14 protein-coding genes are annotated in these 12,779 nt (G+C 63.7%); 9 read left to right on the top strand and 5 right to left on the bottom strand.

All coding sequences use genetic code 11. The features are described from left to right. Positions 1-60: 60 nt before the first annotated feature. The 5 genes from U5A58_RS24430 (at position 61) to U5A58_RS24410 (ending at position 2,868) form a co-directional block, all read left to right on the top strand. The gene (locus U5A58_RS24430) at positions 61-390 is read left to right on the top strand and encodes a DUF190 domain-containing protein (RefSeq protein ID WP_321963383.1); all 330 of its coding nucleotides are present in this window, start codon (positions 61-63) and stop codon (positions 388-390) included. 173 nt (positions 391-563) lie between these two features. Continuing rightward, positions 564-932, top strand: a complete 369-nt coding sequence (locus U5A58_RS24425; protein WP_321963382.1) for a DUF190 domain-containing protein — start codon at positions 564-566, stop codon at positions 930-932. 139 nt (positions 933-1,071) lie between these two features. Beyond that, positions 1,072-1,563 (top strand): YbaK/EbsC family protein, encoded by a 492-nt coding sequence (locus tag U5A58_RS24420; protein WP_321913239.1) that lies wholly within the window; start codon positions 1,072-1,074, stop codon positions 1,561-1,563. Between the two features lie 186 nt (positions 1,564-1,749). Next, on the top strand, positions 1,750-1,956 hold the full coding sequence (locus U5A58_RS24415; protein WP_321913240.1) for a hypothetical protein: 207 nt from the start codon (positions 1,750-1,752) through the stop codon (positions 1,954-1,956). 57 nt (positions 1,957-2,013) lie between these two features. Beyond that, positions 2,014-2,868: a class I SAM-dependent methyltransferase gene (locus U5A58_RS24410; protein WP_321963381.1), complete on the top strand. Its 855-nt coding sequence runs from the start codon at positions 2,014-2,016 to the stop codon at positions 2,866-2,868. A 27-nt stretch (positions 2,869-2,895) separates the two neighbouring features. Here the strand turns inward: U5A58_RS24410 and U5A58_RS24405 are convergent, their stop codons facing one another. Beyond that, entirely contained in the window at positions 2,896-4,224 is a 1,329-nt protein-coding gene (locus U5A58_RS24405; RefSeq protein WP_321963380.1) for an FAD-dependent oxidoreductase, read from the bottom strand. A 349-nt stretch (positions 4,225-4,573) separates the two neighbouring features. Here U5A58_RS24405 and U5A58_RS24400 point away from each other — a divergent pair, with 349 nt between their 5' ends. The 4 genes from U5A58_RS24400 to U5A58_RS24385 all read left to right on the top strand — a co-directional run bounded on the left by U5A58_RS24400 (position 4,574) and on the right by U5A58_RS24385 (position 9,217). Beyond that, complete coding sequence (locus U5A58_RS24400; protein WP_321963379.1) at positions 4,574-5,533, top strand: DMT family transporter; 960 nt, start codon at positions 4,574-4,576, stop codon at positions 5,531-5,533. Positions 5,534-5,652: 119 nt separating this feature from the next. Beyond that, positions 5,653-6,291: a 4Fe-4S dicluster domain-containing protein gene (locus U5A58_RS24395; protein ID WP_321913244.1), complete on the top strand. Its 639-nt coding sequence runs from the start codon at positions 5,653-5,655 to the stop codon at positions 6,289-6,291. 15 nt (positions 6,292-6,306) lie between these two features. Further along, positions 6,307-7,956, top strand: a complete 1,650-nt coding sequence (locus U5A58_RS24390; protein ID WP_321963378.1) for an FAD-dependent oxidoreductase — start codon at positions 6,307-6,309, stop codon at positions 7,954-7,956. Between the two features lie 19 nt (positions 7,957-7,975). Next, complete coding sequence (locus U5A58_RS24385; protein WP_321963377.1) at positions 7,976-9,217, top strand: NADH-quinone oxidoreductase subunit F; 1,242 nt, start codon at positions 7,976-7,978, stop codon at positions 9,215-9,217. Positions 9,218-9,231: 14 nt separating this feature from the next. Here U5A58_RS24385 and U5A58_RS24380 read toward each other — a convergent pair whose 3' ends face one another. The 4 genes from U5A58_RS24380 to U5A58_RS24365 all read right to left on the bottom strand — a co-directional run bounded on the left by U5A58_RS24380 (position 9,232) and on the right by U5A58_RS24365 (position 12,777). After that, positions 9,232-9,969, bottom strand: a complete 738-nt coding sequence (locus U5A58_RS24380; RefSeq protein ID WP_415774287.1) for a GntR family transcriptional regulator — start codon at positions 9,967-9,969, stop codon at positions 9,232-9,234. 83 nt (positions 9,970-10,052) lie between these two features. Beyond that, positions 10,053-10,457 (bottom strand): oxalurate catabolism protein HpxZ, encoded by a 405-nt coding sequence (gene hpxZ / locus U5A58_RS24375; RefSeq protein WP_321913247.1) that lies wholly within the window; start codon positions 10,455-10,457, stop codon positions 10,053-10,055. Further along, entirely contained in the window at positions 10,454-11,119 is a 666-nt protein-coding gene (locus U5A58_RS24370) for an isochorismatase family cysteine hydrolase (RefSeq protein ID WP_321963376.1), read from the bottom strand. The genes hpxZ and U5A58_RS24370 overlap by 4 nt, the downstream gene beginning before the upstream one ends. A gap of 44 nt (positions 11,120-11,163) precedes the next feature. Continuing rightward, positions 11,164-12,777 carry an ABC transporter ATP-binding protein gene (locus U5A58_RS24365; RefSeq protein ID WP_321963375.1) on the bottom strand — a complete coding sequence of 538 codons (1,614 nt, stop codon included), beginning with the start codon at positions 12,775-12,777 and terminating at the stop codon, positions 11,164-11,166. Positions 12,778-12,779 lie beyond the last annotated feature (2 nt).

The following is a 12,779-nucleotide window of genomic DNA, read 5'->3' as shown; positions in this document are numbered from 1 at the left end:
CGTCGTCGCTTCTCTGGCTTTTGGCCCAGCACAGTTCATTAACTTGATCAGGAGGTGTTTATGCAAGGTAGTCAACTGACCATCTATGCGGCTAATCAGAGTCATCGTGTCCGGCACCTTTCGGTCGTTGACTGGATACTTGAGGAAGCCAGGAGTTCGGACATTCATGGCGCCACCGTGGTCGAGGTAGCCGAAGGTGTAGACCACAAGGGAAAATATCATGCGGCTCGTTTTTTCGAGCTTGCGGAACAGTCGGTCGCCGTCACCCTTATCGCCGGAGATGCGCAGATTGACAACCTGCTCGACAAGCTCAACGGCGGCGGTGTTCCCCTCTTTTATACGCGTACGCGAATCGAATATGCCACGCTTGGAACGAAAGCTGCGGACTGAGGACAGAACACGCTGAGCTTGTCCCCTATGTCGCCCGCGTGCGCTGCAATGCAGCACATGTCGGCGCCAGACCCTTGCACTAGAATGGATTGAGGGTCCTTCGGTGGCGGGTCGGCACCGAGACCTTCCGGCTGCAGCTTCTGCTCAGCGGTCTCCCGCGCGTGGAGGAGGGCATGAACGGCTTTCAGCTTACGTTTTACACCGAACATGACCGCCATCACGGACATCGGACGGTGTGCGAATGGCTGCTTCACGAAGCGGGCCGCCTGGGAATTCATGGCGTCACAGTGATCAATTGCGCGGAGGGGACTGGGCATGCCGGCGCACATCATGGGGCGCATCTGCTGAATCTCGCTGACCAACCGGTGCAGGTTATTCTCGCCGTCACGGAAGATGAGGCGCAGCGCATGCTCGACGCCGTTGAAGCTGAGCACGTTCACGTCTTCTACACGCGGTTTCCCGTCGAGTTTGGGGTGCTCGGCGCGGACTCGCAGCAGGTAGGGAAAGCGCGCTTTTCCCTATTCGGTCATAAGTCGAAATAGTCACTTCACAACATGCGCCGCCAGGTCTTCGTACTGCGAATCTGCGGCGGCGCCGGCGTGCTATTCACGCGCGTGTGAACTATTCTGAAGTGGTGACTAGCGGTTGGTTTTCTTCTACGCATTCGACAGGAGGTGTGCCATGTCGATGTCGACCACTCTGCAGGAACGCCTGCGCAGCAAGGGCTCACGCTACGAAATCGTGCGCCACCCATACAGTCATTCGAGCATGGAAAGCGCTGCGGCAGCGCACATTCCCGGCGACCGCCTTGCAAAAACCGTACTGCTCGAAGACGAGCACGGCTATGTGGCCGTCGTACTGCCCTCGACCTACGCCGTGCAATTGTCGGAGCTTTGGAACAAGACAGGCCGCAGGCTCGCCCTCGCGACAGAAGCCGACCTGCGCGAGCTGTTCAAGGACTGCGATGCTGGGGCGCTGCCGCCGATCTGCGGGGCGTATGGCATGAAAACCTATCTCGAAGCGAACCTGGCGGGGCAGCCGGACATCTATTTCGAGGCGGGCGATCACGAAGAACTGGTTCATATGGAAGCGGACGAGTTTCTGGCGCTGATGGACGACGCCGAGCGTGCCCATTTTGCAAGGCGCATGCGAGGCATGAGTGGCCGCGCGTGAGTGAGCGGTGCGGGGCCGCCGCGCATTGAATGTCGACGTAGCGGTAAAACTCCCCCGTTCGCGTGCAGATCGTGCGCGACGAAAGGGCGCGCTCGTGCTCGTGCGAAAGGGCGGCAGCACGCGCGGGCGCGGCGGCGATACCCGCAGCATCGAAGGAACGCACGGCGGCGACTCAAGGAGCGAACGATGAAGTTCTATGCGCGTGAGTACGAAGGGCGTCTGGAGGTGTTCAGCTTCGATGGCGTTTATCGAATCCGTATCACCCAGTTGTGCGGCGCGGCACAAAAAGCGTTCGTGGATACCGTCCAGCTATGGATCAATGACGGTGTATCGGCAGACGAAGCCATTGCGCGAGAGGCAGAGTCGTTGGCCCGGTTAATTAAGGAATACTAGAAAATCTGGCGTTCGGCGAAGCCGCGACGTGCTCCCCCGCCCCGTAGGAGAACCCGGATGGCCTCGCCCGAAGAGATCAACGCCGACATGCTTGCCTTCTGGAACGGGAACGGCGGCGACATCTGGGTGGCGCGACAGGAGCACACCGACATCACGCTCGCGCCGGTGACAAACGCCTTGCTTACCTTTGCCACACCGCATGCCGGAGAGCGGGTGGTGGATATCGGCTGCGGTTGTGGCGCGCCCACGCTGGAGTTCGCGCGCGCCGTGGGTTTGTCGGGCCGCGTGGCGGGGGTGGACATTTCCGGGCCGATGCTTGCTGAGGGTAAAAGGCGCGCGAGCGCCGCCGGCATTGCCAATGTCGATTGGCGGCACACGGATCCGGCAACCGCCGCGCTGGACGAATACGATTTGCTGATCTCCGCGTTCGGCGTGATGTTCTTCGGCGACCGGGTGGCGGCGTTCGCCAATATGCGCCGCGCCGCCGCACCGGACGCGCGCATGGCGCTCGTGTGCTGGCGCGCGCTGGCGGAAAACCCGTGGATGGAAGTGCCGATGGCCGCGGCTGCGCGGCACCTGCCGCCGAGGCCGCAGCCGGTGCCCAACGCGCCCGGAATGTTCGCCTTCGCCGATCGGAACCACGTGACCGAGGTTGCCACGGCGGCCGGCTGGGCGCCGCCGCACTTCGAGAAGCTCGACATGGACCTCGATATCGCCGCTGGCCGTGGGCTGGAGGAGGCGGTGGTTCAGTCAACCCAGATCGGCGCGGTGAATAGTTGGTTGCGCAATCAGCCAGCAGAGATTGTCTCTGCCGCCACCGCATCGGTTCGCGAGGCGCTTGCGCCCTATGCGGACGGTGCGAGAGTGCGGTTGCCCGGCGCGATGTGGTTAATCAGCAGCACGCCCGCTTGAATGAGCGTTGGCCAGCTGCCGTACCGATCAGGCTGTGCCCCTTTCAGCGCGCGGCAAGATGCCATCCTCGACGAAAAAACGCCGACGCGCCGTTTCGTCCGACGGAGCCTCGGGCCCCATCCCTCTGATATCGGGCATGCGATCGGGTTCCATTGCGAGACACGGCAGAACACGGGCGCGGCGCTCATCAGCACTCTTTCCGCGCTCGTACAGCAGTTGGGCGAGCCAGTCGTGCACACGGTGCAGAGCGCCGTAGTACCGGTCGTGCTCAAAAGCGTATGCGTGCGCAGCGGCTTCCCAGTCATCACCCGCAAGCAAACGGTGAAGCAGCACCCTGACGTCACGCAGCGTCAACGACAGCCCTCCTCCCCACGCCGGGTCACTGGCCGCCGCGGCGTCCCCAATCAGCACCACGCCGCCGTTGCAGGGATGATCGACCCAACTATCGGCACCGGGATATGACGCAAGCGGGCCAATGGCACGCGCGTGTTCGAACCAGTCGCGCGGCACGCCCGTGTCGACACACGCATCGACGAATTCGCCGATGTGGCCGTTTCCGCTGATGGGCCGCGCAAGCTGCCCGACCCGCGAGACAAAATACGTGCGAAATCGCTGACTGCCGATTGGATAGATCAGTGCGGTCTGTCCCAATGCCGGGCACTGGAAGTGGTGGATCGCGTCTTCTGGAGCATCCAGCCCTTCACACAAAACCCCGGCAACAACCAGTCGTCCGGCGTCCTGATTAAGCGAAAAGCCCGCGGTCCGGCGCACTACCGACCTGCGACCGTCAGCGCCCACGACGAGGCGCGCTTTCGCCCAATGTTTGCCTTCGTTCGTGCGTATCTCGGCAACCGGCGCCTTGCCCGGCACATCACCGGGTTCGACGCCTACCACCTCGGCTCCACGCAGCACAATTGCCCCCGATGCTTCTGCCGCGTCCAGCAGGGTGCGTTGCATCGCCGGGTGAAAAAAGTTCAGACACGCGGTGTGGGCGGGGGTAGTGGCGGCAAGGTCCCGGCAATCCATATGACCCGGTCCCGTGTATTTCTTCCAGAAGGGCACCACGTGCGCCCCATCGTCGAGAAGCAGGCGTTCAATCCCGAGCGTACTGGCTTCGACCACGCCCCACGGGAAGATGCCTTCGCCACGCACGCGGTCCTTGAACATCGTTTCGCGCTCGACAATGAGCGTGTGCGCTCCGGCGCCCGCCAGTGCGCGGCCAAGCGCGGCGCCGCCAAGGCCGCCGCCCGCGATCACGACGTCGTAGCTGCACGGTGTCATCTGTAGACCTCCGCCGCGAATGACGTTAGTAAACCGGCATCGAATGAACAGGCGCCAGTGCACCTGGCCGCGCATTCGTCCATCGCCATTATGCAGCTTGCATGCTTTGGCGCTCCACAATTCGGTGAACTGTCAACTCGCGCTCGAACTTGCGAGCGGTCCAGGTCGCGCGCTGGCCGCGAGTCTGTTTGCCTGCGTGAAAGCGACCGGTCGTAACAGACAGCCCCGATTTCGGCAAAAAGACAGCATAGGTGAGAGTATTCAGGATGCCGAAGAAGCAGTTCCAGCAGCGTGATGAGCCGACGCGGACTCCGGCGGACACGCTGTGATTGGTTGTCGTTCCTGGACAACTATCTGCCTTATTCTGGAATGCCGCCAGGTCCGTAGTCGATAACCTCGTTACAGGCGACTTCGGAGAATAAGTATGCAAGCGCAGTTTTTGATCGGCGTCGCGGCCGCCGTTTTTGCAGCCTTCTCGTGGTCACTGAATTTCGTGGCGCCCTATGTCGTTGGCCCCTACACCATTTACGACATGGCCGTGACACGCTTCCTGCTCTCGGGAATTTTGGGCCTGCTGTTGTTCGTGGCGGTGAAGGATCGGGGCGCACGCACCGACACAGGTGACTGGCTGGTCGCCGCGTGGCTCGGTTTCGTCGGGTATGTTGGCTATTTCGTGACCATCATGGCGGCCGTACGGTTCGCCGGCCCGATTATCCCGCCTGCCATCGTCGCAACTGTGCCCGTGGTGTTGGCCATCGCCGGCAACCAGGGCCCACAAGCCACGTCGTGGAGAGTGTTGAGCCTGCCGCTCGGCTTCATAGCATTAGGGCTGGTAATGGTGAACTGGCCCGGGCTCGTCGCGGCACTCAACGGCCTGTCGGCAAGCGTCATCGCCGGAGTCGCGATTTCATTCGGGGCAGTCTCGCTGTGGACAGCGTTCGCACTGTCGAATCGGAACGCACTCAAAAAGCGCCCGACAATGGACCCGCGCAAATGGACAGCGATGATGATGATCGGTGGCGCAATCGAAATCGCGTTATTCGTTCCTGTGGCCACGCATCTGTCACTACTGAATTTCGCCAGCCTCGGATTGCAATGGCCTTCGTTCGGGATCATCCTCCTCAGCTCCCTGGTGCTCGCCGCGGTTGGGTCGATTGCCGGTTCGTGGGCATGGACGATTGCGTCAAAGCGGCTTCCGATTGGGCTCGCGGGTCAGCTTATCGTCACGGAAACCGTGTTCGCCACGTCGTTCGGTCTGGTGGCGAGTCGCCGATGGCCGACGTTCAACGAGGCAGTCGGCGTCGGAGCCATTGTCTGCGGCGTCGTCCTCGCGCTTAAAGTTCTGCCTTCGTCAGCGGTCGAGGCGGAGGAGGTCGTCACTTAGATCGATACCTCACGCGCATGCGACCTGCGCATGGCTACAACCGGCGTTGTGCTAAGGTTCATATGACGTTTTCCGTGGGTTCGCCAGTGCGGCGCCGATGCGCCGCAAGGAGACCGAATATGGTTTGCCTGAGCATTGAGGGGCGCGAGCTGGAAGCGCCGGCCACCTGCTCGATCCTGCAGGCCTTTGTGCACGCTGGCCAGACGCTCGTCGAAGGCGTCGGTTGCATGGGGCAGGGTGTGTGCGGGTCCTGTCGCGTCATGGTCCGGCGCAGCGGTGAGCCGGAGGTCAAGACCGTACTCGCGTGCGAGACGCTGGTCGAAGAAGGCATGCAGGTCGCTTTCCTCGATTACCTGACGACGCCTGCGCGCCACGTGTATCGCATGGAGGACCTCGGCGATAGCTGGCAGGCGCTACGCACCATGTCCGAAATATTCCCGGAAGCGTCCCATTGCCGCCATTGCAGCGGCTGTGACCGCGCCTGTCCGAAAGGCCTCGAAGTCCAGCGTGGTGTGAACCTGGCGGTGGAGGGCAGGCTCGACGCATCCAGTCAGGTTTTCGACGAATGCGTCATGTGCAACCTCTGCACGCTCGCTTGTCCCGAGCACATTCGGCCCAACCATCTCGGCCTGTTCGTGAGGCGCATGATTGCGGCTCACTCGCTGCGTCCGGCCAATCTTATTCGCAGGCTGCAGCAGATCGAGCGCGGCGAAATGAAGATCGACTTCGACGCACCAGGCGCGCAGCCGCCGCGTTGACCGTTACCTACGAACATGTCTATCGGCATCCCTTACGAAAACGCGCTTCTGCGCTACCGCGCCGGCGTTGCGCCCGTGCTGCGTGCGGACGACCAGTCCGTCGACGATCTCCTCAAGGGCTATCACCCCGACCACGGGCCGAATGCGCGCGCGGCCCTGGCCGTTGGTGTGAACCGGGGCGAGTCCTGCCAGCCGGATCTCGCGCGCCAGTTGCAGGCCAACGCGTTGATCGACGACGTCGACCTGGCCGGCGCGCAGCTCGTGCATACCGACGTGCTGGTCGTCGGCGGCGGAGGCGCAGGATGCGCTGCGGCGCTCACCGCGGCGAAAGAGGGCGCGCAGGTCATGCTTGCCTGCAAGCTGCGCCTCGGCGACAGCAACACCGTGATGGCCGAGGGGGGAATCCAGGCGGCCGTGGGTGAGGACGACAGCCCCCAGCTGCACTTCGAAGACACATTGCGTGCCGGCCATTTCTGCGGCGATCCCGAGCTCGTCGCACAAATGGTGATGGACGGCCCCGATGTGATTCGCTGGCTCATCCAGCTCGGCATGATGTTCGATCTCGAGGATGACCGGCCGATCGGCGGCAATCTGTTGCGCAAGAAGCCCGGTGGCGCTTCGGCGGCGCGCATTCTCTCGTATCGGGACTACACCGGGCTCGAGATGATGCGCGTACTGCGCGAGGCCGTCGACCTCGATGCCGGCGTCGAGGTCTGGAACCGCTGCCCGGTGGTCGAACTGCTCTCGGACGAACGCGGAAACTGCGCGGGTGCCGTGCTCTACAACCTCGAATGGCGAACTTTCGTGCTGGTGCGAGCCCGTGCTGTGATCCTCGCCACGGGCGGAGCGGGGCGGCTGCATCTGAATGCCTTTCCCACCTCGAACCACTACGGCGCAACCGCCGATGGCCTCGTCCTGGCGTATCGAATCGGCGCGCGGCTGCGTGAGCTCGACTCGTTCCAGTATCACCCGACCGGGGTCGCCTGGCCGCCCCACATGGCGGGCGGCCTGATCTCGGAGGCGGCGCGCTCCGCAGGGGCGAAGCTGATCAACGGCGAAGGAGAGCGTTTCGTCGACGAACTCGAGGCGCGGGACGTGGTGGCGTCGGCAATCCTGCGCGAATGCGCGCAAGGGCGCGGCATCACGCACGACGGTCAGGTCGGGGTGCTCCTCGACACGCCGACGCTCGAAATGGAGAATCCGGGCATTCTGGCGCAACGTCTCGTCACGTTGCGCCACCTTGCGCACAAGTGCGGTATCGATCCGGCACGGCAGCCGTTTCTTGTTTATCCCACTCTTCACTATCAGAACGGCGGCGTCGCAGTGGACAAGGACGGGGCGACGAGCGTGCCCGGCCTGTACTGCGCGGGAGAGGTCACAGGAGGGATTCACGGGCGCAACCGGCTGATGGGCAATGCGCTGCTCGACATTCTGAGCATGGGGCGCCGGGCCGGGGCGAGAGCGGCAGCGTCGAAGGCGCGCACGATGGCCAGTCGCGCCGGCATCGGGCACGTTCACGCGTGGCAGCGCGAGCTCACATTGGCTGGACTGCCGTTGCACATGAAGGCGCCGCAGCTCTTCCCCGACTACGCGCATTTCGATTTGCGTGCCGACGCGAGCTTGCGCCCGGATGCACGCGCGCGTGTGGCCGGCAGCGTCCGGTAACGCGATCCACGGAGCGCCAATGGACAAGCTCAATCAGATTCTGTTGCGCGATGAGATCCGCGTAGGCGCGAATCTCGATGGCTGGCTCGCGCGCGGTGGCGGTGAAGGACTCGAGAGGGCGCTGCAAGACCCCACAGCGATCATTGCGGAAATTGCCGCGGCGGACTTGCGCGGCATGGGCGGCGCGGGATTCCCGACGCATCGAAAATGGACGCCTGTTGCCGCCGCGCCCGAAGGGGACAAGTACATCATCTGCAATGGCAACGAAGATGAGCCCGGCACCTTCAAGGACCGCTTTCTGCTGGAACATACGCCTCACCAGGTGATAGAAGGCGCGCTCATCGCCGCACTCGCCACTCGCGCCAACCACGTCGTGCTTTATGTGAACCCGCATGAGCAACAGGCACTCGCGGTCACTCGCGAAGCCGTGCGGCAGTGGCACGAGCATCCGCTATTCACGGCGATCGAACAGGTGATCGGAAAGACCATCACACTTCTCGTTCTCCCCAGTTCGGGTCTGTACATCGGGGGAGAGGAGACGGCGGTCATTGCGAGTGTGGAGGGCGGCTTTCCGTTTCCACGGCGCAAACCCCCATTCCCCGCACAACAGGGGGTACACGGCGCGCCGACCATCGTCAACAACACGGAGACGCTGGCTCACGTACCGGGAATCCTGCGCCATGGTGCACAGTGGTATCGGGACCTGGGCATTGGCAATGCCGCGGGAACCAAGCTTTACTCGCTCTCCGGCGACGTCTTGCGTCCCGGTCTGTACGAACTGCCGATGGGCACGAGCCTCGCGACGCTCGTCTTCGAGTGCGGCGGCGGCATGCTGCAGGACAAGGAGTTCAAGGCGGTCTTTACCGGCGGCCCCTCCAACACCCTGCTGACGAAACGCGAACTCGATGTCGCGCTCGACTTCGACTCGGTCCGGCAACGCCGCTCACGTCTTGGCACGGGCGCGATGATCGTCGTTTCGGAAGGCACCAGCATCGTGCGTAAGGTCGCGGAGTACGTGAGCTTTTTCGCCCAGGGCTCATGTGGGCAGTGTCCGCCGTGCAAGGGCGGGACGTTTCAGTTGATGCGGCTTCTCAACCGGCTCGACACCGGCCGAGGCGTACGCGCCGATCTCGATTCGCTGGAGAACCTGTGCCGCATTCTTCCGGGCAGCGGACGTTGCGGTCTCATCGACGGCGCGGTGACTGTCGTGGAAAGCTCGCTCAACCAGTTCCGCGAAGAATACGAAGCACTTCTAATCTAGCTGACCTGGCTAACCTAGCTCACGAAAGGCAGCTTTTCATCGCGTGCGGTTGCGAGCATCGACAGCGTGATCTTTCGCACCTCCAGCTTGCTTTGCGTAATGTGAGCGCGCAGCAGGATGCTCGCTTCGGCAAACTTCCTGCGATCGATGAGATTGAGCATCGTCGAATGCTCGTCGTAGGTCGCGCTCGTGCGATGCGCCTTGAGAAAATCGAGCCGCCGAACGATACGGATACGCTCGGTCACCTCGTTATGCACGCGCAGCATCTCGTCGTTGCCCGCTGCGCTCACGAGGCCGCGATGAAAGCCCTCGTCCAGTGCGAACATTGCAGCCGGATCGCTTTCGCGTTCGCTTTCCTCGATGCACCACACGGCCCGCAACGCGTCCATGGCGTGGTGGGGAACGCCGGGGAGCCGCTCGATCGCCGCCAGTTCGAGCACGATGCGCAGGTCGTAGAGCTGGTCGAGCCGGTTGAAGTCGATATCGCAGACTTTCCAGCCACGCCGGAATCCCACCTCGAGATACCCTTCGCGCAGCAGGCGGAACAGGGCGTCGCGAACCGGTGTGCGCGACACACCGTAATGCTGGGCGATGTCGTTTTCGGAAAAGCGGTCGCCGGGAAACAGGCGAAAGTTGAAGATGTCCTGCTTGATCAGCTGATACACCTGTTCCGCAAGCGGGTTCGCGCTATAGACCATCTTCGCGCCAGATGCTGGGGAGGCCTCGGCGGCCGCTTCGGGCAAGTCGTTCATGAGTCGGGTGTAGAAAACGTCGATAGTTTTGCAGCGCGCCCGTGTAACGCGGGCGACGAAAGCCGGTTCCTTATTATCCGCGCTTAGACAGGTTCGATGAGGCTCACGTGCGCCGCCACGATCATCCAGCCGCCGAACGTATCGTCCGGAGTGTGCAGCCGCGCCCACGTCTGCATCTGGCGGCCTGTCAACGGCGTTGCGTCGCTCGTGAACTCCGTGCTCACCGTCGCATAGTCGGCGCCAAAAGTCGTCACCACGGTGCGATGCAGGCGTCGCGAGCGTGGCACGGGCACACAGGTCTCCCGCCAGCGGCGGATCGCCTCGCCGCCGTGCTGAATCTCGGCGATGCCGTAGCGTACGGTTTCCGGTGCGTCCCAGAAGAGTGCGTTCATCGTTTCGACGTCGTTGTCGACAAGCGCGCGCTCGTAAGCCTCGAAAGCCGCTTGCACCTGCGCGACAATTTCGGGCCGGTTCAGTTCGAGCGTCATCGGGCTGCCTCCAGCAGGGCGTCGAGCGGGGCCGTCCAGCCGACGATACCGCCCTGCGAATGAATCATCGCAATCGTGGCGTCGCGAAACGCGGGAATGTAGCTCGCCGTTGCATCCTCGATCAGCAGGGATTCATAGCCTCGGTCGTTGGCTTCGCGCATCGAGGTTTGCACGCAGACCTCGGTTGTCACGCCCGCGAACACGAGGTGCGTGATGTCCCGCATCGCCAGTTCCTCGCCCAGGCGCGTGGCGTAGAAAGCGCCTTTGCCAGGCTTGTCGATGACGAGTTCGCCATCGAGCGGCCGCAGCGAATCGATGATGGCGTTGCCGGGCTCGCCGCGCACCAGGATGCGGCCCATCGGCCCTTCGTCGCCAATGCGCGCATTCGGCGTGCCGCGCAGGCGTTTGGCCGGTGGGCAATCGGACAGGTCGGGTGCGTGCGATTCACGCGTGTGTACCACTTGCCAGCCCTCGGAACGTGCGTGGGCGAGCAGCCGCGCCACCGTTGGCACGATGCCGGAGAGCAGCGACACGTCGTTGCCGAGCGCCTCTCCAAAGCCGCCTGGCTCGATGAAGTCGCGCTGCATGTCGATGACGATGAGCGCCGTGTGGCGCGCGTCGAACGTGAACGGAACGGGCTTGGCCCGGGCGATGGTTGTCATCGCTGTCCTTCTCCCTTTGTGCTGTGTGTCGTTCGAGTGTCGGCTCAGGCGCTTGCATGCAGCACGGTCGCCTCGTCCGGCTGCGGCTTGCCTTCGTCGCCATGGCCTGCCATGTGACGTCCAAGCACCACGCGATCCGCAACGCTCGCCGCCGTCTCGTACACGAGGCGGCCTTCGGCCATCACGACAATGCGGTCGGCGAGTTCCAGGAGTTCGTCGAGGTCTTCGCTCACGAGCAGGACCGCCGCGCCGGCATCGCGAGCCGCGAGAATCCGGGCATGGATATCGGCCACAGAGGCGAAGTCGAGTCCGAACACCGGATTGGCGACGATCAGCACGTTCACTTCCTGACCTAGCTCGCGTGCCAGTACGGCGCGCTGCACATTGCCGCCGGAAAGCGTGCCGATGGCGCGTTCGGGCAGCGGCGGCCGCACGTTGAATTCGGCGATCAGCCGCTCGGCGCGCGCACGCATCGCACGACGGTCAAGCCACCATCCCCAGCGCCGCAGCGGTGAGCGATCGAAATCGCGCAGCGCCATGTTCTCCGCCACGCTCATCCCCGCGACGCAGGCGTTGCGCAGCGGCTCCTCCGGAAGCGCGAACACCCGCAGCCGGGTCATTTCCTCGCGCGTCGCGGCATAGGGCGCGCCCTCTACGCGCATCTCGCCCGAGACGACCTTGCGCTGGCCAACGAGCGCTTCGATCAGCTCCTTCTGGCCGTTTCCGGAGACGCCTGCGAGCCCGAGAATCTCTCCCGCCCGCACCGAGATCGAGGCTTCGCGGACTGCGGCGTGGCCGCGGTCGTCTACGACCGAAAGGCTCGATAGCGAGAGCAGTGCCGGGGCGTCAGGCGAGTGAGTCCGGCGCGCAAGCCGTGCCTCGCCGGCGTCTTCGGCGGCCCCTTCGCGCGCTTCGAGGCTCGCGTCGCTGCCCATCATCCAGGCGGCCAACTGGTCGCGGTTGGTGTTGGCAACGGCGCAGGTCGCGACGAAGCGTCCTTTGCGCAGCACGGTCACGTTGTCCGCATAGGCCATCACCTCGCGGAACTTGTGCGTGATCATCAGGACCGTGAGGTCGCCGCGCGAGGCGAGCTTGCGCATCAGGCCGAGCACTTCGTCCGCTTCCTGAGGGGTGAGCACGGACGTCGGCTCGTCGAGGATCAGGAAACGCTGCTCCAGATACAGCTGCTTGAGGATCTCGAGTTTCTGTTTCTCACCGGCCGCGAGAGACGACACGGGCGCGTCCAGCGCCAGGCGAAACGGCATGCGCCGCATGAACGCGTCGAGTGCCTTGCGCTGCGCCGCCCAGTCGATCTTCCACGGCAGCTTGCCGCGTGCGAGGAGCAGGTTCTCCTCGACGCTCAGCCCGGCCGCCAGCGTGAAATGCTGGTAGACCATGCCGATGCCGAGCGCCTGGGCATCGCGCGGGGACGTAATGTGCACCTCGCGTCCGTCGGCCAGGATCGCGCCGTGATCGAGCACGCCGTAGCCCACGAGCCCTTTCACGAGCGTGCTCTTGCCCGCACCGTTTTCCCCGAGCAGCGCGTGGACGGTCCCGGGCGTCACCTTGATCGTGACGTCGTCGAGTGCGCGGAACGCACCGAATGACTTGGTAGCGCCGATTACCTCGACGCCGAGCGCTCGCGTCGGGCTCGCCATGA

Source organism: Paraburkholderia sp. J7 (assembly GCF_905220155.1).
GTDB lineage: Bacteria > Pseudomonadota > Gammaproteobacteria > Burkholderiales > Burkholderiaceae > Paraburkholderia.
This window is presented reverse-complemented; position numbering and strand designations above follow the sequence as displayed.

Excerpts from the sequence above, each read along its gene's own strand:
- U5A58_RS24395 (WP_321913244.1), top strand. The coding sequence starts at position 5,653 with ATGGTTTGCCTGAGCATTGAGGGGCGCGAGCTGGAAGCGCCGGCCACC.
- U5A58_RS24415 (WP_321913240.1), top strand. The coding sequence starts at position 1,750 with ATGAAGTTCTATGCGCGTGAGTACGAAGGGCGTCTGGAGGTGTTCAGC.
- U5A58_RS24430 (WP_321963383.1), top strand. The coding sequence starts at position 61 with ATGCAAGGTAGTCAACTGACCATCTATGCGGCTAATCAGAGTCATCGT.
- U5A58_RS24400 (WP_321963379.1), top strand. The coding sequence starts at position 4,574 with ATGCAAGCGCAGTTTTTGATCGGCGTCGCGGCCGCCGTTTTTGCAGCC.
- U5A58_RS24405 (WP_321963380.1), bottom strand. The coding sequence starts at position 4,224 with ATGCGCGGCCAGGTGCACTGGCGCCTGTTCATTCGATGCCGGTTTACT.
- U5A58_RS24410 (WP_321963381.1), top strand. The coding sequence starts at position 2,014 with ATGGCCTCGCCCGAAGAGATCAACGCCGACATGCTTGCCTTCTGGAAC.
- hpxZ (WP_321913247.1), bottom strand. The coding sequence starts at position 10,457 with ATGACGCTCGAACTGAACCGGCCCGAAATTGTCGCGCAGGTGCAAGCG.
- U5A58_RS24420 (WP_321913239.1), top strand. The coding sequence starts at position 1,072 with ATGTCGATGTCGACCACTCTGCAGGAACGCCTGCGCAGCAAGGGCTCA.
- U5A58_RS24425 (WP_321963382.1), top strand. The coding sequence starts at position 564 with ATGAACGGCTTTCAGCTTACGTTTTACACCGAACATGACCGCCATCAC.
- U5A58_RS24365 (WP_321963375.1), bottom strand. The coding sequence starts at position 12,777 with ATGGCGAGCCCGACGCGAGCGCTCGGCGTCGAGGTAATCGGCGCTACC.
- U5A58_RS24380 (WP_415774287.1), bottom strand. The coding sequence starts at position 9,969 with ATGAACGACTTGCCCGAAGCGGCCGCCGAGGCCTCCCCAGCATCTGGC.
- U5A58_RS24370 (WP_321963376.1), bottom strand. The coding sequence starts at position 11,119 with ATGACAACCATCGCCCGGGCCAAGCCCGTTCCGTTCACGTTCGACGCG.
- U5A58_RS24385 (WP_321963377.1), top strand. The coding sequence starts at position 7,976 with ATGGACAAGCTCAATCAGATTCTGTTGCGCGATGAGATCCGCGTAGGC.
- U5A58_RS24390 (WP_321963378.1), top strand. The coding sequence starts at position 6,307 with ATGTCTATCGGCATCCCTTACGAAAACGCGCTTCTGCGCTACCGCGCC.